This is a genomic window from Citrobacter sp. HN-141, assembly GCF_033341895.1.
GTDB lineage: Bacteria > Pseudomonadota > Gammaproteobacteria > Enterobacterales > Enterobacteriaceae > Citrobacter.
Genome location: NZ_JAWPBF010000019.1, coordinates 67,346 through 85,777, shown reverse-complemented (window position 1 = coordinate 85,777; position 18,432 = coordinate 67,346). Strand labels below are relative to the sequence as shown.

18 protein-coding genes are annotated in these 18,432 nt (G+C 52.3%); 3 read left to right on the top strand and 15 right to left on the bottom strand.

Going from position 1 to position 18,432, the window contains the following annotated elements; translation table 11 throughout:
* Positions 1-108 precede the first annotated feature (108 nt).
* The 4 genes from hemG to pepQ are packed head-to-tail and all read right to left on the bottom strand — an operon-like array spanning position 109 to position 4,101.
* Complete coding sequence (gene hemG, locus RYZ59_RS20430; protein WP_008787104.1) at positions 109-654, bottom strand: menaquinone-dependent protoporphyrinogen IX dehydrogenase; 546 nt, start codon at positions 652-654, stop codon at positions 109-111.
* Positions 655-665: 11 nt separating this feature from the next.
* Positions 666-2,117, bottom strand: a complete 1,452-nt coding sequence (gene trkH, locus RYZ59_RS20425) for a Trk system potassium transporter TrkH (RefSeq protein WP_003017848.1) — start codon at positions 2,115-2,117, stop codon at positions 666-668.
* 38 nt (positions 2,118-2,155) lie between these two features.
* A complete protein-coding gene (locus tag RYZ59_RS20420) occupies positions 2,156-2,770 on the bottom strand; it encodes an IMPACT family protein (RefSeq protein ID WP_048214101.1) in 615 nt (204 codons plus the stop codon).
* Complete coding sequence (pepQ, locus tag RYZ59_RS20415; RefSeq protein WP_318050301.1) at positions 2,770-4,101, bottom strand: Xaa-Pro dipeptidase; 1,332 nt, start codon at positions 4,099-4,101, stop codon at positions 2,770-2,772. The genes RYZ59_RS20420 and pepQ overlap by 1 nt, the downstream gene beginning before the upstream one ends.
* Positions 4,102-4,290: 189 nt before the next feature.
* Here pepQ and fadB point away from each other — a divergent pair, with 189 nt between their 5' ends.
* Together fadB and fadA are read left to right on the top strand one after the other, a co-directional pair.
* Positions 4,291-6,480 carry a fatty acid oxidation complex subunit alpha FadB gene (fadB, locus tag RYZ59_RS20410; RefSeq protein ID WP_318050302.1) on the top strand — a complete coding sequence of 730 codons (2,190 nt, stop codon included), beginning with the start codon at positions 4,291-4,293 and terminating at the stop codon, positions 6,478-6,480.
* 9 nt (positions 6,481-6,489) lie between these two features.
* Positions 6,490-7,653, top strand: coding sequence for an acetyl-CoA C-acyltransferase FadA (gene fadA / locus RYZ59_RS20405; RefSeq protein ID WP_271454132.1), 1,164 nt, complete (start codon positions 6,490-6,492; stop codon positions 7,651-7,653).
* Positions 7,654-7,866: 213 nt separating this feature from the next.
* On the opposite strand, the gene RYZ59_RS20400 is transcribed toward fadA, so the two are convergent.
* From RYZ59_RS20400 to ubiD, 4 genes are all read right to left on the bottom strand, one after another.
* Entirely contained in the window at positions 7,867-8,847 is a 981-nt protein-coding gene (locus RYZ59_RS20400) for a LacI family DNA-binding transcriptional regulator (protein ID WP_318050303.1), read from the bottom strand.
* 7 nt (positions 8,848-8,854) lie between these two features.
* Positions 8,855-9,769 carry an ROK family protein gene (locus RYZ59_RS20395; protein ID WP_318050304.1) on the bottom strand — a complete coding sequence of 305 codons (915 nt, stop codon included), beginning with the start codon at positions 9,767-9,769 and terminating at the stop codon, positions 8,855-8,857.
* A gap of 248 nt (positions 9,770-10,017) precedes the next feature.
* Complete coding sequence (gene fre, locus RYZ59_RS20390) at positions 10,018-10,719, bottom strand: NAD(P)H-flavin reductase (RefSeq protein WP_115601229.1); 702 nt, start codon at positions 10,717-10,719, stop codon at positions 10,018-10,020.
* A 40-nt stretch (positions 10,720-10,759) separates the two neighbouring features.
* Positions 10,760-12,253 carry a 4-hydroxy-3-polyprenylbenzoate decarboxylase gene (gene ubiD, locus RYZ59_RS20385; protein WP_318050305.1) on the bottom strand — a complete coding sequence of 498 codons (1,494 nt, stop codon included), beginning with the start codon at positions 12,251-12,253 and terminating at the stop codon, positions 10,760-10,762.
* A 166-nt stretch (positions 12,254-12,419) separates the two neighbouring features.
* Here ubiD and rfaH point away from each other — a divergent pair, with 166 nt between their 5' ends.
* Positions 12,420-12,908, top strand: coding sequence for a transcription/translation regulatory transformer protein RfaH (gene rfaH / locus RYZ59_RS20380; protein WP_137383146.1), 489 nt, complete (start codon positions 12,420-12,422; stop codon positions 12,906-12,908).
* 6 nt (positions 12,909-12,914) lie between these two features.
* Here the strand turns inward: rfaH and tatD are convergent, their stop codons facing one another.
* The 7 genes from tatD to ubiE form a co-directional block, all read right to left on the bottom strand.
* Entirely contained in the window at positions 12,915-13,697 is a 783-nt protein-coding gene (gene tatD / locus RYZ59_RS20375; protein ID WP_202037294.1) for a 3'-5' ssDNA/RNA exonuclease TatD, read from the bottom strand.
* Between the two features lie 41 nt (positions 13,698-13,738).
* Positions 13,739-14,530, bottom strand: coding sequence for a Sec-independent protein translocase subunit TatC (tatC, locus tag RYZ59_RS20370; protein WP_137383148.1), 792 nt, complete (start codon positions 14,528-14,530; stop codon positions 13,739-13,741).
* A gap of 2 nt (positions 14,531-14,532) precedes the next feature.
* Complete coding sequence (tatB, locus tag RYZ59_RS20365; RefSeq protein ID WP_318050306.1) at positions 14,533-15,081, bottom strand: Sec-independent protein translocase protein TatB; 549 nt, start codon at positions 15,079-15,081, stop codon at positions 14,533-14,535.
* A 3-nt stretch (positions 15,082-15,084) separates the two neighbouring features.
* Positions 15,085-15,339: a Sec-independent protein translocase subunit TatA gene (tatA, locus tag RYZ59_RS20360; RefSeq protein WP_003017888.1), complete on the bottom strand. Its 255-nt coding sequence runs from the start codon at positions 15,337-15,339 to the stop codon at positions 15,085-15,087.
* Between the two features lie 78 nt (positions 15,340-15,417).
* Entirely contained in the window at positions 15,418-17,058 is a 1,641-nt protein-coding gene (gene ubiB, locus RYZ59_RS20355; RefSeq protein WP_202037296.1) for a ubiquinone biosynthesis regulatory protein kinase UbiB, read from the bottom strand.
* Positions 17,055-17,660 (bottom strand): ubiquinone biosynthesis protein UbiJ, encoded by a 606-nt coding sequence (gene ubiJ / locus RYZ59_RS20350; RefSeq protein WP_202037297.1) that lies wholly within the window; start codon positions 17,658-17,660, stop codon positions 17,055-17,057. Before ubiJ ends, ubiB begins: the two co-directional genes overlap by 4 nt.
* Positions 17,661-17,673: 13 nt before the next feature.
* Positions 17,674-18,429 carry a bifunctional demethylmenaquinone methyltransferase/2-methoxy-6-polyprenyl-1,4-benzoquinol methylase UbiE gene (ubiE, locus tag RYZ59_RS20345; RefSeq protein ID WP_202037298.1) on the bottom strand — a complete coding sequence of 252 codons (756 nt, stop codon included), beginning with the start codon at positions 18,427-18,429 and terminating at the stop codon, positions 17,674-17,676.
* Positions 18,430-18,432: the final 3 nt, after the last annotated feature.

The window sequence follows — 18,432 nt, the reverse complement described above, 5'->3', positions numbered from 1 at the left end:
GTAATCCGTTGTTCCGTGTCAGTGGAGGCGCATTATAGGGAGTTATTTCAGGCTGACAAGGGGAAATTTAAAATAATCTTCCGAGTGCGTATTTTTTATTCTTTGCGCTTATTTTAACAACGCTTTGTTGGTTAATTGGGCGATTTCCCGCGCGAATCTCGCAACCTGTTCCCAATCGGTATACACCACTTCTTTATTCGTATCTGTTTCACCGCCTGACATCTTCATTATCAGTTGGATCATAACGCGGTCATACCAGCGATAGCGGGGATACAGCAAAGCACCCGCAATGACTGCACTGTGGTCTGGTCGCCACGGTGAACTCATCAGAAACTTACGCGCATAGCTGTTGGTTTGCGGCGTACGTTTCTCCGGTTTACGGGCAACGAGGTTTACGGAGTAGAACGCACTCGGCATCGAATTCAGCCGTGTGGCATACTTTTTCACAAACTCCTGAAAAGCAGCATGGTAATGACCATAGCGAATCGAGGCGCCAATCACCACGCTGTCATAATTTTGCCAGTCCGGCTCCGCGGTACGATGCAAATTAACAACATCGGCCCAAACGCCCAGCTCTTTGAGTTCAGAAGCCAGATATTCAGCGATTTCACGCGTTTGTCCGTCCCGGGAAGAAAAAAGAATCAGTGTTTTCACGTGTTACTCCATTATTCACGCCAGAAGGTAGGGGTAAAGAGCACCAGCAGAGTAAAGACCTCCAGACGACCAAACAGCATATTGGCTATCAGGATCCACTTCGCCACAGGGTTCATACTGGCAAAGTTGTCGGCAACAACCCCCAGTCCAGGTCCCAGGTTATTCAACGTTGCCACAACGGAGGCAAACGCGGAGAAGTCATCAACACCGGTCGCAATAATCGCCAGCATACTGATAATAAAGACCAACGCATAGGCAGAGAAGAATCCCCACACTGCTTCAAGGATTCGCTCCGGCAACGCACGGTTACCCAGTTTGATACTGTAAACCGCATTCGGATGGACCAGTCGTTTCAATTCGCGGTTACCCTGCTTAAACAGCAGCAGGATACGAATCACCTTCAGACCACCGCCCGTCGACCCGGCACAGCCGCCGATAAAAGCAGAACACAGCAACAGCACTGGCAGGAACAGCGGCCAGCGGGCAATACTATCCGTGGTAAACCCGGCTGTCGTCGCCATCGATACCACCTGGAAAAAGGCCTGGTTGATCGTCGTGAGCGCCGAGCCATAGGTATTGTGTATCCACAGCACCAGCGTACAAACGGCCACCAGCGTTAGCTGCACGCCGATAAACATGCGGAATTCCGGATCGCGCCAGTAAACCTTCAGGCTACGCCCACTTAATAAAGAGAAGTGCAGACCATAGTTACAACCGGAGATCAGCAAGAAGATAGCAATGATGGTGTTAATTGTGGGGCTGTCGAAATACCCCACGCTGGCATCGTGTGTGGAAAAACCACCGATGGCGATCGTGGCAAAACTGTGCCCAATGGCGTCAAACGCGGGCATCCCGGCAAACCATAGCGCCAGCGCGCACGCCACCGTCAGTAATACATAGATAAGCCACAGCGTTTTCGCCGTTTCGGCAATACGCGGGCGCATCTTATTATCTTTCAGCGGCCCCGGCATTTCTGCCCGATAGAGCTGCATCCCACCCACGCCAAGAATAGGCAGGATAGCCACCGCCAACACGATGATCCCCATCCCGCCGAACCATTGCAGCATCTGGCGATAAAAGAGAATCGCGTGTGGCAATGAATCCAGCCCCACCAGCGTCGTTGCACCTGTAGTGGTCAATCCGGAAAAGGATTCAAAAAAAGCGTCGGTTATCGTCAGGTTAGGGCTTTCCGCAAAGATGAACGGTAGCGCACCCACGCTGCCCAGAACGGTCCAGAACAAAACGACAATCAGAAATCCTTCGCGCGATTTCAGCTCGCCCTTCTCCTTACGGTTCGGCCACCACAGCATGGAGCCGATCGCCAGGGCAACAAAGAAAGTTTGCGTAAATGCACGACCCGCACCATCACGGTAGATAAGTGCTACCAGTCCGGGGATGATCATCGTCCCCGAAAATAAGATGACCAGTAGTCCAACGATTCGGGTGATGGCGCGAAAATGCATCTCTGCCGCTTCCTTAGTTCTTTAAAATGAGGTGGGGATTATTCTGCAATCGATAACAATTGCAATGAACCACGACTAAAATCCGCCAGCTTTGCTGAAAATTCATCCACTTTCGCATAAGGAAGCGCTACCCGAAGCAGAACGAATGCCTGGTAATCACTGAAAACGATTTTACCGTCAAACTGCCCCAACAGTGTTTCAATGCCTGCCAGTTGGCCGTACTCACACTGCAAAGTATATTCGGTTAATGGCGTCTTGCGCTGTGTCGTCAACTGACGCAGCGCCTGATTTACACCGCCACCGTAGGCCTTTACCAGCCCACCGGTACCAAGAAGGATACCGCCGTAGTAGCGCACGACTACAGCGGTAATCTCGCCGACGCCGCTCCCCATCAGTTGCGCGAGCATCGGCTTGCCTGCCGTACCTGCCGGTTCTCCATCGTCTGAAAACCCCAGCTGCTGCGAGTCATTGGGCGCACCCGCCACCCACGCCACACAATGATGACGGGCATCCGGGTGTTCCGCTCTGACTGACTCAACAAATGCTTTTGCCGCCTCTACGCCGTCCGTGTGGGCGAGCAACGTAATAAAGCGGCTTTTTTTGATCTCTTCAACGACGCTAACCGGCGCCGCAGGGATTAACCAACTGTCCATTACGCCAGTTTCAAATCCCGCGTCATGTTTTCAATATTGCTCTCGTGGACAACCACGTTGTCTTCAATACGAATCCCGCCGAACGGCTTCAGCGCTTCAATTTTCTGCCAGTTGAAGTGCTTGCTGAACTTCCCTTCACGCCACGGGGCGAGCAGAGATTCAATGAAGTAGATACCCGGCTCGATGGTCAGAACCATGCCCGGCTGCAGCACACGGGTGCAACGCAGGTAAGAGTACTTCGACGGCGCGGCAAGGTGCGTGCCCGTGTCATCCTGCATGAAACCGGCAACATCATGCACCTGCAGACCCAGCGGGTGGCCGATACCGTGCGGCATAAACGGTCCGGTGAGATCATTTTCCACCATCGCCTCTTCACTCATGTCGGTGATGATTTGATGTTTACGCAGCAGCTTCGCAATACGCTGATGAAACTGAATGTGATAGTCCACATAGCTAACACCCGCTTTCATCGTCGCGATAAGCGCCAGCTCTTCGTCGTTAACGTCTTTCACCAGCTGTGCATAGTCGTTGTCGCTTTTCGCCGACCAGGTACGCGTCAGGTCTGCTGCATAACCGTTATATTCTGCTCCCGCATCCAGCAGGAAGCTGCGGATTTCGGACGGTGCCTGATGATCCAGTTTGGTATAATGCAGCACAGAGGCATGCTCATTGAGCGCGACGATATTGCTGTACGGCACGTCGGTATCGCGGTGACCGGTCGCGGTCAGGTAGGCGAGGTTGATATCAAACTCGCTCATCCCGGAACGGAACGCTTCTTCCGCGGCACGGTGCCCACTCACCGCCATTTTCTGCGCTTCACGCATACAGGCCAGTTCGTAATCTGTTTTATAGGCGCGGTAATAGTGCAGATAGTCGATCACCCCTTTCGGGTTGATGTTGCTGGCCGCGATGTCCAGTTGCAGCGCACGTTCCGGAACCGGACCGATATAACCGATATTGCCGCGTGCAGCAGGCAGTTGGCTACCAATACCCTCCGCTTTCGGCAGCGCAATGATCTCAATTTCTTCCGTCCAGAAGGAAGTCGGCAGCGGCTCGACGTTGTGCCAGTAATCAACCGGCAAATAGAACCACAGTTTTGGCTTATTCACGCCATCCACCAGCAACCAGCAGTTGGGAACCTGCGTTACGGGGACCCAGGCTTTAAACTGCGGGTTGACCTTAAACGGATACGGATGGTCGTCGAGAAAAACGTTAACAAGCTCGCCAGAATGAATAAGTAACGCATCCAGCTTGAAGCGCGCCAGTGCATCACGCGTACGCTCTTGTAAGTTAACAATATGATTTTTATAGAGTGCGGCCAGTGATTCCATTTTCTACCCTTCTGTTTTTTTGACCTCAAGTCTCCGCATCTTAGCACATCGCTTTATGACTGCGTGATTTCTGCCGAGCGTGATCGAATCGTCATTTCTTTAATCATTTATTTGCATTTTTTTAACATAAAACACACACTTCGATTCATCTGGTATGACCAGATCACCTTGCGGATTCAGGAGACTGACATGCTTTACAAAGGCGACACCCTGTACCTTGACTGGCTGGAAGATGGCATCGCCGAACTGGTGTTCGATGCCCCTGGTTCGGTCAATAAACTCGACACGGCCACCGTTGCCAGCCTGGGCCATGCGCTTGATGTGCTGGAAAAACAACCAAATTTAAAAGGGCTGCTCCTGCGCTCTAATAAAGCGGCTTTTATTGTCGGTGCCGATATCACCGAATTTCTTTCACTGTTCCTCGTTCCCGAAGAGCAGTTGAGCCAGTGGCTGCACTTTGCCAATAGCGTCTTTAATCGCCTGGAAGATCTGCCTGTTCCGACTATCTCTGCGGTAAACGGTTACGCGCTGGGCGGAGGCTGTGAGTGCGTGCTGGCAACTGATTATCGTCTGGCAACACCAGATCTGCGCATTGGTCTGCCGGAAACCAAACTGGGTATTATGCCGGGCTTTGGCGGTTCCGTGCGTATGCCACGTATGCTGGGTGCGGATAGCGCGCTGGAAATCATTGCTGCAGGTAAAGATGTTGGCGCTGAGCAAGCGCTGAAAATCGGCCTGGTTGATGGCGTGGTGAAACAAGACAAACTGCTTGATGGCGCGATCGCCGTATTACGTCAGGCAATCAACGGCGACCTCGACTGGAAAGCGAAACGCCAGCCGAAACTGGAACCTCTGAAACTCAGCAAAATTGAAGCAGCCATGAGCTTTACCATCGCCAAAGGCATGGTGGCACAGACGGCCGGTAAACATTATCCTGCACCGATTACCGCAGTGAAGACCATTGAAGCAGCAGCGCGATTCGGTCGTGAAGACGCGCTGAATCTGGAAAATAAGAGCTTTGTTCCACTGGCGCACACCAGTGAAGCTCGCGCGTTGGTTGGTATCTTCCTCAACGATCAGTTCGTGAAAGCCAAAGCCAAAAAGCTCACCAAAAATATTGAGGCACCCAAGCAAGCGGCGGTACTGGGCGCTGGCATTATGGGCGGCGGTATTGCTTACCAGTCTGCCTGGAAAGGCGTGCCGGTAGTGATGAAAGACATCAACGACAAGTCATTAACGCTGGGCATGACCGAAGCGGCCAAGCTGCTTAACAAGCAGCTGGAGCGCGGCAAAATTGACGGTCTGAAAATGGCCGGCGTCATTTCCACTATTCAGCCAACTCTCGACTATAGCGGTTTCGAGCGTGTAGATGTGGTAGTTGAAGCGGTAGTCGAAAACCCGAAAGTGAAAAAAGCTGTGCTGGCGGAAACCGAAGATAAGGTGCGCCCGGATACGGTACTGGCGTCGAATACGTCCACGATCCCAATTAACGAGCTGGCCAGCGTTCTCAAACGCCCGGAAAACTTCTGCGGTATGCACTTCTTTAACCCAGTACACCGTATGCCGCTGGTTGAAATCATTCGCGGCGAGAAAAGCTCGGATGAAACCATCGCCAAGGTTGTCGCGTGGGCAAGTCAGATGGGCAAAACGCCGATTGTGGTTAACGACTGCCCCGGTTTCTTCGTCAACCGCGTGCTGTTCCCTTACTTTGCCGGTTTCAGCCAGTTACTGCGCGACGGAGCGGATTTCCGCAAGGTCGACAAAGTGATGGAGAAACAGTTTGGCTGGCCAATGGGCCCGGCTTATCTGCTGGACGTGGTGGGTATTGATACCGCGCATCACGCTCAGGCTGTAATGTCCGCGGGCTTCCCGCAGCGTATGCAGAAAGATTATCGCGACGCGATTGATGCCCTATTTGATGCTAACCGTTTCGGACAGAAAAACGGTCTTGGATTCTGGCGTTATAAAAAAGACAACAAGGGCAAGCCGAAGAAAGAAGAAGACGCCGCCGTTGAGGGCTTACTGGCAGACGTCAGCCAGCCGAAGCGCGACTTCAGCGACGAAGAGATCATCGCTCGTATGATGATCCCAATGGTCAACGAAGTGGTGCGTTGCCTGGAAGAAGGCATCATTGCCAGCCCGGCAGAAGCCGATATGGCACTGGTGTATGGCCTGGGCTTCCCTCCGTTCCACGGAGGTGCGTTCCGCTGGCTGGATACACTTGGCAGTGCGAAGTATCTCGATATGGCGCAGCAGTATCAGCACCTGGGCCCGCTGTACGAAGTACCAGCTGGTCTGCGCGATAAAGCACGCCATAACGAACCGTATTATCCCCCGGTTGAGCCTGCCCGCCCGGTTGGCGACCTGAAAACGGCTTAAGGAGTCACAATGGAACAGGTTGTAATTGTTGATGCGATCCGTACCCCGATGGGCCGTTCGAAAGGGGGCGCGTTTCGCAACGTGCGGGCAGAAGATCTCTCCGCACACTTGATGCGTAGTCTGCTGGCGCGTAATCCCGCGCTGGAACCCACCGCGCTCGATGATATTTACTGGGGTTGTGTGCAGCAGACGCTGGAGCAGGGTTTCAATATCGCCCGTAACGCCGCACTGCTGGCAGAAGTCCCACACTCCGTTCCTGCAGTTACGGTCAACCGTCTGTGTGGTTCGTCGATGCAAGCGCTGCACGATGCGGCACGCATGATTATGACTGGCGATGCGCAGGCGTGCCTGGTGGGCGGCGTGGAACATATGGGCCATGTGCCGATGAGCCACGGCGTTGATTTCCACCCTGGTATGAGCCGTAACGTAGCGAAAGCCGCAGGAATGATGGGACTGACGGCAGAAATGCTCTCTCGTATGCACGGTATCAGCCGTGAAATGCAGGATGCCTTCGCTGCACGCTCACATGCTCGCGCCTGGGCCGCGACTCAGTCCGGTGCCTTTAAAAACGAGATCATCCCGACCGGCGGCCACGATGCCGACGGCGTGTTGAAACAGTTTAACTATGATGAGGTTATCCGTCCGGAAACCACTGTCGACGCGCTGTCCACCCTGCGTCCGGCATTCGATCCGGTCAGCGGTACCGTCACCGCGGGTACCTCTTCCGCGCTCTCTGATGGTGCTGCCGCGATGCTGGTAATGAGTGAGAGCCGTGCTCGTGAGCTGGGTCTGACGCCGCGTGCACGTATCCGCTCGATGGCCGTAGTCGGCTGTGACCCCTCAATCATGGGTTATGGTCCGGTTCCTGCCTCAAAGCTGGCGCTGAAAAAAGCGGGACTCTCCACTAGCGACATCGGCTTGTTTGAGATGAACGAAGCCTTTGCCGCCCAGATCCTGCCGTGCATTAAAGATCTGGGGCTGATGGAGCAGATCGACGAGAAGATCAACCTCAATGGCGGGGCGATCGCACTGGGTCACCCACTGGGATGCTCTGGTGCGCGTATCAGTACCACCCTGCTCAACCTGATGGAACGCAAAGACGTGCAGTTTGGTCTGGCGACGATGTGTATCGGGTTAGGCCAGGGCATCGCGACGGTATTTGAGCGAGTTTAATCAAAGCATGCCGGGGGCGCTTCGCTTGCCCGGCCTACGAAAAGTTATCTCAAAGCCATTGGTGCCAGAACAAGGCGGCAAGTGAATGAACCCCGATGCGCTTACGTGTAGTAAGTGATTCGGGTGAATGAGCGCAGCCAACACAGTGATGGTGCCAATGGCGAAGAGAGAAAGTTTAGTTGCCGTTCTTCCCGCCTGTCAGGGGCGGGTTTTTTATTTCCCTGAACTACCACGTACCACCAACTGCACCGGCAGCAACAGATTCTCTTCCGGTTTGCCTGCCAGCAGCAAACGCAGTGCTTCGCGCCCCAGCTGCTGCTTATCAACCGCAATCGTAGTCAGCGGCGAATGTGACCAGGCCGCAGCATCAATATCATCAAATCCTACCAGCGCCAGATCTTCCGGAATACGAATCCCCTGCTGCGCACACACCCGCTGAACAACCATCGCCGCTGCATCGTTATAAGCAAAAATGGCATCGGGCGGTTCCGGCAGTCTGAGCAGTTCATTAACCGCCTCGACCAACGATTGTTCGGTATCCAGCAGCGGCGGTGCGATGGCTTCGTACTCTGGCGGCATCAGCAAACGGGCTTCATACAGTGCCTGGCGATAACCCTTTTCACGCTGACGAATACTGTAGTGCGCGAGCGTGCTGGCAAGAAAAGCGATACGGCTACGCCCCTGTTCGATCAAGTGTTTTGTCGCCAGATAGCCGCCCTGGGTATTGTCCGGATTGACGCAGGGCAAACCTGGAGCCCACAGATCCACCAGCACCAGCGGCAATTTCATCTGTTGCAGCAACCCAAGCAATTCAGGCTCAAAAAATCCGGCGCAGATCAGCGCATCCGGCTGGTGCAGCATCACCTGCTCACTTACCGCATCGCCCGGACCGATAGAGAGAAAGCTCAGCGCAATACCCTGATCACGGCAGGCATCATCAATACCCAGTAACAGCTGCGAGTAAAACGGCAATGCCCGGCTAATATTGTGTTGTCGATGCAACAAAAACAGGACTCGCTTAAGCTTGTCACTGCGCAGGCGGGAAAAATCATAACCTTGCTGTTGCGCCACAGAAATAATGCGCAATCGGGTATCTTCACGCAATCCGGGTTGACCTTTTAGTGCGCGGGATACAGCGCCAACTGAGACGCCGCAGGCTTCGGCAATATCTCTGATACGTACAGGTTTCGTCATTTCATTCTCATTGATTTTCGCTGGCTTGTTGTGCTCCCAGCCAGGCCGCGCCGCGTACGCCGCTGCTGTCACCGTGTCGGGCCTGAATAATCGGTGTGCGGCACTGTTTACCAAATACGTACTGTGCCACTCGCGCCTGCAAGCCTGAATACAGTATATCGATATTAGATACCCCGCCACCCAGCACAATAACATCGGGATCGAGTGTATTCACAATGCTCGCCAACGCGCGCGCCAGTTGATCACAGTAACGCTCCCATAACAGGCAAGCGTCTGCATCACCCAATGCTACCTGCTGCATGATGTGAGGAACGCTGACATGTTGATGAGTGTGATTCATGTACTGGCGTTCCAGACCACTGCCAGAGATAAAACTTTCAATACAGTTCTGTTGTCCGCAATAACAGGTAACCACCTCACCATCCCGGGACTCATGGTAACGTGGCAATGCATTATGCCCCCACTCCCCTGCACAGGCATTAGGACCGGAGATCAAACGGTTATCAATACACAATCCACCTCCGCAGCCAGTACCGAGAATTACGCCAAATACCACACTGTGTCCGCGTCCACTGCCGTCCATAGCCTCTGACAGTGTAAAACAGTTAGCATCGTTAGTGACGGGCACAGGCATCCCTAATGCGTGTTTAAGGTCACGGGTAAAAGCCTGCTGATTTAGCACCAGAATGTTGGAATTTTTAATTAATCCCTTGCTGTCTACTGCTCCAGGAACTCCGATACCGACCGACAAAGGTTGGTTAATGGTCTGCATAGCCTTAGCAATCATATCCGTCACGGCCTGGAAAAAATCGCCGTAGCTTTGCCTGGGTGTAGCGCATCGTTCGCGGTAAATAATCTCACCCGTTTTATCAATTACCACCGCTTCAATTTTAGTCCCGCCTATATCCAGTCCGAGCCTCATGGTGACCTCTCCTCTCATTGGCATCTCGCAGTTATGATGCTGCATAGAGTGCCCAATTTGTTTACTAAACAAATAGTGAGATGTCACAAAATGCTGTGATGTCTGCAGATAAACAGAAAAATAGTTTTGTTTACTAAAAATAATACGGTTTTGTAAAGCAGGAGATATGCAAAGATGCTGGGCCAGCAACCGTTATGTGGAAGGTGGGGAATTTATCAATGCGCCGGCGGGGTTCCGGCGCATATCGCTTAAATAAACGCGAACGCGTCGCCAAACAGACGATCTTCACGTGCCTGACGTTCATTGCAGAACAGGTCGCGCGCGATTTTAGCCATCTCGAAACGCCCGGCGATATAAATATCATGTTCCGCCAGAGTGCCGTAATCCTGTAACACCGCCGTTAATACGGTTCCCGTACGACCACGCCAGCCGTCTTCTGGCTGTTCTACCACCGGCTCAACGCGCAGATTCGGGTGGTTCACTGACAGCGCTTCCAGCTCGGAGAGATCGTAGAGATGCTTCTCTTCGCGCCCGCCCCAGTAAATGGTGATATCGCGGTTTGGATTGCGCGCCAGCGCGGTAAGCAGAATAGAACGCACGTAAGAGAACCCTGTACCACCGGCAATCAGGATCAGCGGACGCTCGTCTTCATCACGCAGCCAGGCTTCGCCATGGGGAATATCGACCTTGATTTCCCGGTCTTTCAGAATGCGGTCCATCACGGCCATGGCGTAAAGATTTAGCTCAGAGGCGCCAACGTGCAGCTCAATGAACCCGTGCTCGTCCGGCGTTGATGCCATGGAGAACGGACGCTTATCCCTTTCATCCATCACGACCATTAAATACTGGCCAGCACGAAAGGAAAACGCCGCGTCTGGCACTAAACGAACGCGATATACGGTGTCAGTGATAGCTTCTACCGAGGTCACTTTACAGCTTAAGGTTGTCATGCGCTCTCTCTGTCGGATCAATAGGCAAAACGATCGCGCCTCAGGCGCTTTTGCCGTCATTAAAGATGGCCAGTTCATCCCAAATTGCGTCAATGCGCGCAGTCACTTCAGGATCTTTTTTAATCGGACGTCCCCATTCGCGTTGGGTTTCGCCCGGCCATTTATTTGTGGCATCCAGCCCCATTTTTGAACCAAGGCCGGAAACCGGCGAGGCAAAGTCCAGGTAATCAATTGGCGTATTCTCTACCAGTACCGTATCCCGGGCCGGGTCCATACGGGTAGTAATTGCCCAAATAACATCATTCCAGTCGCGTGCGTTAACGTCATCATCACAAACAATAACAAATTTGGTGTACATAAACTGACGCAAAAACGACCAAACACCCATCATGACGCGTTTGGCATGGCCCGCGTACTGTTTTTTCATCGTCACCACGGCCAGTCGATAAGAACAACCTTCCGGCGGCAGATAAAAGTCGACGATTTCCGGGAACTGCTTTTGCAGAATAGGGACAAAGACTTCATTCAGCGCCACACCGAGCACCGCTGGCTCATCTGGTGGACGTCCGGTGTAGGTGGAGTGATAAATCGCATCTTCACGCTGGGTAATGTGGGTGACGGTGAAAACCGGGAAGCTATCCACTTCATTGTAATAACCCGTATGATCGCCATACGGTCCTTCCGGTGCCAGTTCACCCGGCTCGATATAGCCTTCCAGAACAATTTCAGCGCTGGCGGGTACTTCGAGATCGTTGGAGATACATTTGACAACTTCAGTCTTAGTGCCACGCAGAAGCCCGGCGAAGGCGTACTCTGATAATGTATCAGGCACAGGGGTCACAGCGCCCAGGATGGTCGCCGGGTCTGCCCCTAACGCAACGGAGACAGGGAAACGCTCACCAGGGTGTGCAGCGCACCACTCCTGATAATCCAGCGCGCCGCCACGATGTGAAAGCCAACGCATAATGAGCTTATTTTTGCCAATCAACTGTTGGCGATAAATACCCAAATTCTGTCGCTCTTTATGCGGACCACGCGTGACGGTGAGTCCCCATGTAATCAGCGGCGCGGCATCTTCCGGCCAGCAGGTCATGATCGGTATACGGCTTAAATCAACGTCATCGCCTGAAGAAATTTTTTGCTGGCAAGGCGCACCGCGTAGCCGTTTGGTCGGCATGTTCAGCACCTGCTTGAACTGCGGCAGCTTATCAAACAGATCGCGGAATCCTTTCGGCGGCTCCGGCTCTTTCAAAAACGCCAACAGCTTACCAACTTCCCGTAGTGCTGAGACATCTTCTTGCCCCATCCCCATGGCGACACGCTTCGGAGTGCCAAACAGATTGCACAGTACCGGCATTGAATAGCCTTTTGGATTCTCAAACAGCAGCGCAGGCCCACCAGCACGCAAGGTGCGATCGGCAATTTCAGTGATCTCCAGATGGGGATCCACTGGAAGCGAAATGCGTTTGAGCTCGCCCTGCTGTTCAAGCTGCGTCAGGAAGTCGCGTAAATCGTGATATTTCATGGCGTCCATTATGGCCTCTGTGTAAGCGCCTCATTATACGGCGTTCATCATTGTGATGCTGTATTTTTGTTAAATTAGCGTGAACTCTGGCAACCAACACCGATGAGGCTTGAAAGATGAAGTGTATAATGACTTTTGCTATGCTTGCGCTCAGAACAAGCGGATAAGAGTTATTATGCAAGCCTGGTATTTACTGTACTGCAAACGCGGGCAACTTCAGCGTGCCCAGGAACACCTGGAAAGACAAGCAGTAAACTGTCTGACGCCAATGATCACCCTGGAAAAAATGGTGCGTGGTAAACGTACTACAGTCAGTGAGCCACTTTTCCCTAATTACATGTTTGTCGAATTCGATCCGGAAGTGATCCACACCACGACCATCAATGCGACACGTGGCGTCAGCCATTTTGTACGTTTTGGGGCAACGCCAGCCACCGTCCCCTCTCCCGTCATTCACCAGCTTTCTATCTACAAGCCCGAGGGGATTGTAGACCCGGAAACGCCACATCCTGGCGACAGTGTCATTATCACTGAAGGGGCATTTGAAGGGTTGAAGGCGATTTTCACCGAACCCGACGGCGAAGCGCGTTCCATGCTCCTGCTTAACCTGTTGAATAAAGAGGTTAAGCAGAGCGTGAAAAACACCGGCTTTCGAAAGATATAAACAGACTCAGAAGGTCACTTCGAATAACGTTCTGACGTTGGCATCAATTGCCGTTGATAGCCACTGAGGGTCTTCCCCGCGCCAGTGCGCAATACGCTCAAGAATATGCGGCAGGTGTGCAGGTTCATTACGTCGGGAAGTCGGCTTCGGGGCCAGATCGCGTGGGAGTAAATAGGGCGCGTCTGTTTCTATCAGTAGCCTTTCCACCGGGATAAAAGGCAGTAGCTCCCGAAGTTCCATACCCCGACGCTCATCGCAGACCCATCCGGTAATCCCGATATAAAGCCCTCTGTCCACGCAGTCCTGCATCTCCTGGCGCGAGCCAGTGAAACAGTGCAGCACTGCGCCGGGAAGGCTGTCCAGCCAGGGTTCCAGCAGCGTCAGAAAACGTTCGTGGGCATCCCGACAATGCATGAAAACAGGCATCTGCAATTCAGCGGCAATACGCAATTGCGCCTCAAAAGCCCGTTCCTGTTCCTGTGGAGTGGAGTAATTACGATTGAAATCCAGGCCGCATTCACCAATGGCGACCACTTCGGACTGGTTCGCCAGTGCAATAATTTCCGCCTCTGTTGAGGATTGCCATTGGCTACTGTCATGCGGATGGACGCCTGCAGTGGACCAGCAATGTGGATAATGCTGTGCCAGCTTTAGCGCCTGCTGGCTTTCATGCAGGTTTGTTCCGGTCAGAAGCATGCCGTTTACACCGGCAGCAAAAGCGCGTGCTACAACCTCATCCCTGTCTTTCGCAAATTGTGAACTGGTTAGATTAACGCCAATATCAAACATGCTTCCTCCCATATGACAACCGCCCTGACGGGCGGCTGAATTTACTCTTCGGTTTTCTCGGTGGCGTCGGCTTCTTTTGCTTCTTCAGCCTCGTTGTCCTCATCTCGCGTACGTCGCTTACCGACATAGAAACGAGAGAAGAACACACCCACCTCGAACAGGCAGTACATCGGTATCGCCAACAGCGTTTGCGAGAAGACATCTGGTGGAGTCAGTAACATCCCCACGACAAATGCCCCGACAACTACGTAAGGACGTTTCTTACGTAAATCATCTGGCGTCGTAATACCCATCCAGCATAGCAGCACGATGGCGACAGGAACCTCAAAAGAGACACCAAACGCCATAAACAGCGCCATGACAAAGCTGAGATAACTGGCAATGTCTGTCGAAACCTGCACGCCTTGCGGAGCTGTGTTGGCAAGGAAGCCAAACGCCAGCGGGAAGACGACAAAATAGGCGAATGCCATCCCGATATAGAACAACAGCGAACTTGAGACCAGCAGCGGCACAACAAGGCGGCGTTCATGCTTATACAAAGCAGGCGCAATGAATGCCCATACCTGGTACAGGATCACAGGTGCCGACAGGATCAGCGACACCATAAAGGTTAGCTTTATCGGGGTAAAGAACGGTGAAGCCACATCGGTGGCGATCATCGTTGCACCCTGAGGCATCTGCTTAATCAGCGGTGCCGCAACCATATGGTAAATGTCGTTGGCAAAATAAACCAACGCCAGAAAGATCACCATAACCGCAATAATGCAGTTCAGGAGTCGCTTACGCAGCTCAATAAGATGCGTGATGAGCGGTTGAGTATCTTCTACAGACATGTTTACGGTTTATCACTCGACGAGGGTGAGGATTCGACAGCAGGTGCAGCAGGTTTCTTTTCCGCGTCCATCGACGTAACGGAAGCAGTTTCCTTCAACTCCGGCGTGTCAGCACCCGTGGATTCCGGTTTTTGCTCCGGCGAACTGGCCTGTCCTTCAGCAGTAGCAGGGGTAACCCCCTCGTGCTGCGCGTCACTTCCTTTCACCACCGGGTTATGGATAGTGTGCGCTTCATCGCTCGCTTTCTCAGGATCGTGCACACTGTAAGAACGCTTCATCGACTCCGCCGCTTCGCGCAGCTCATCCATCGATGCTTTCAGCTCCGGCGTTAAATTTGTCAGGCTCGCTTTCTCTACTTTCTTCAGGCTGTCCTGAAACTCCTGAAGCTTAAGCTCCTGGGTCAGTTCATTCTGCACGGTAGTTGCAAGAGAGCGCAGCGCACGAACCCAGCCCGCGACCGTTTTTACTGCCACTGGCAAACGTTGTGGCCCCAGTACGATGAGGCCGATAACGAACACCAATAACAGTTCGCTAAAACCGATATCAAACACGGATTATACCTGCTCTTTATCTTGGCTTTTGGCGTCTTCTTTCTTCACTTCACCCTGCTTATCGGTGATGGATTTAGCGGTAAAATCAGCGTCCTGGCTGGTTTTATCCTGCTTAGGTTCATCATCACCCATCGCTTTCTTGAAGCCTTTAATAGACGCGCCAAGATCGGAACCGATGGAGCCGAGTTTCTTGGTGCCAAATAGCAGTACAACGATGACGGCAATGATCAACAACTGCCAAATACTGATACCACCCATACATGTTCCTCTGTCATAGATGATGAATTAATAAGGCCGTAGTATACGTTACACGACCTGCCTTGGGCGATGAAAAAATCAGCGCATTTTGCGCCAGCCGATCAGCCAGGCGATAACACCACCCGCGATTAACCAGCCAGGCATAAGCCCCCACTCAGGACGGCTTACCAGCAGGAATGTCCCACTTAACAGCAACGTTGCGCCAATACCCAATAAATAACGGGATTGTCCCTGACGTACGTGATTCGCATGAAGCTCGCGCGCAATCTTATCAACACTGTGCTGTAAATATTTGCCCTGGCGCAAACTGTCATACACCAGTTCAGGTATTTCTGGCATTTTTTCGACCCAGAACGGTGCTTTTTCTTTAAATGCCCTGACAAGCGCCGGAATACCTACCTGATCTTTGATCCAGGATTCAAGGAAAGGCTTGGCCGTTTTCCACAAATCCAACTGAGGGTAGAGCTGTCGACCAACACCCTCAACATACAGCAGCGTCTTCTGTAACAACACCAGTTGAGGCTGGACTTCCATATTAAATCGACGCGCCGTATTGAACAGATTCAACAACACGTGACCAAAGGAGATCTCTGCCAGCGGCTTTTCGAAGATCGGCTCACACACGGTACGAATGGCAAATTCAAATTCTTCAACATTGGTATCGGGAGGAACCCAACCAGAATCGACATGTAGCTCGGCAACCTTACGGTAATCGCGATTAAAAAAGGCAATAAAGTTTTCAGCCAGATAACGCTTATCTTCTTTATTTAAAGAACCCACAATCCCACAATCAATACCAATGTATTTCGGGTTTTCAGGGTGCTCATAGCTGACAAAAATGTTCCCGGGGTGCATATCGGCATGGAAAAAACTGTCGCGGAATACCTGGGTAAAGAAGACCTGAACACCACGCTCGGCCAACAGCTTCATGTTGGTGCCGTTCTTCTCTAGCGTTGCAACATCCGAAACAGGGATACCGTAAATACGCTCCATCACCATCATGTTCTGACTGCAATAGTCGGAATACACTTCCGGGATGTACAGCATCGGGCTGTCTTCAAAATTGCGTCGCAGTTGAATGGCGTTTGCCGACTCACGCAGCAGGTTCAGCTCGTCGATCAATGTTTTTTCATATTCACGGACCACTTCTGTTGGCCGCAGACGACGACCGTCCGGCAACAGGCGAGGAACCCAGCGAGCAAGGCGATAGATCAGTTTTAAATCGGCTTTGATTACCGGCAGAATATCCGGACGAATAACCTTGATCACCACCTCTTTGCCATTCGACTTCAGTCGCGCGGTATGCACCTGAGCAATAGACGCAGATGCCAGTGGTGTGATCTCAAAATCATCAAACCACTCTTCAACAGGTAGCCCACCCATTGCTTCTTCAATCTGTTCTTTTGCTCGTTGTCCATCGAATGGAGCAACCCGATCCTGCAACAGAGCGAGCTGATCAGCGATATGCGGCGGAAACAGATCACGACGGGTGGAAAGCATTTGACCAAATTTGATCCACACCGGCCCCAATTCCTGCAAAGCCAGTCTCAGCCTTTCACCCAGCGGCTTATCTTTATGTCGGTTTGGCATCCAAAACAATGTGTGACGCCACAAACGGAGCGGCAGCGTAATACGCATTTTGGGGATGAGTTCATCAAGACCGTAGCTTAAAAAAGTGCGAATGATGAAATAAAGGCGCCGTACTTCTCCTGGCGTCATTTGGCCTCCAGTTTTTCCAGCCGTCTGGCCAGAGATTCGACCGCGCGCTCAACCGCTGCCGTTTCTTCCGCAAACCATGCAACTTCAAGCGGGCCAGGGGCCATACGCCACTCTTCAGTGATCGCTTCGGCAACATAACGTTGCTGACGTTGAATGCCACGACGCAGGAACTTCGCGCCACCACGCAGGACTTTGCTAACGCCTTCCGCGACGATATCACCGGTATAAGGAGCTAATAGCTCTGCAGGGTCAAATTCCGCCAGGTCAGCCAGAGCCACAAAGTTCTGCACCACCTGAATATCGCCCTGCACTTCCAGTTCGCCGCTACGAATAAGCGTGGTGAGCTGCTGCCGGTCGCGTAATTTCGGTAACACGCTGGCATGTGTGATCACGGTGCAATCTGCTTCGCCTTCCCATGCCCCCAGCACATCGACCTGGCGCTCACTAAACACCAGGACTAACGGCGTAGAAAATCCTTTGAGATCAACACGCAGTACCTTGCTCTGCAAACGCGTTCGGGCTGATTTTAGCGCAGGTGAACGATACAGAAAGGTGTTGAGCAGATTTTCAACGCCAGCGGTCACTAAGGGTTTTAAAGGCATCCCCGGTCTCCTGTCAGAACTTGTAACCACGATGCAGCGCAACAACACCTGCCGTCAGGTTGTAGTAATCAACACTTTCAAACCCGGCATCTTGCATCATTGCTTTTAACGTGTCCTGATCGGGATGCATACGGATGGACTCAGCCAAATAGCGGTAACTATCTGCGTCGCTCGCAACCATCGAACCAATACGTGGCAGAATATGGAAAGAGTACGCATCATACGCTTTGCTCAGCGGTTCGATGATCGGTTTAGAGAATTCCAGCACCAGTAAGCGCCCACCAGGTTTCAACACACGATACATCGAGCGTAGCGCTTTCTCTTTATCCGTAACGTTACGCAGGCCGAAAGAAATGGTGATGCAATCAAAGGTATTGTCAGGGAACGGCAGTGCCTCAGCATTTGCCTGGACATATTCAACGTTACCAATCACGCCAATATTGCGCAGCTTTTCGCGGCCCATTTTGAGCATTGAGTCATTGATATCTGCCAGAATAACCTTACCGGTTTCACCAACCATGCGAGAAAATTTCGCCGTCAGATCGCCCGTGCCGCCCGCTAAATCCAGAACGGTTTGTCCACGACGCACGCCACTACAGTCAATGGTGAAGCGCTTCCACAAACGATGAATGCCAAATGACATTAAGTCATTCATAACGTCATATTTAGACGCCACAGAATGAAAAACGTGGGCCACCATGTCAGCTTTCTGCTCTTTAGCGACGGTCTGAAAGCCAAAGTGCGTCGTTTCTTGTGAATTATCCACCATCTC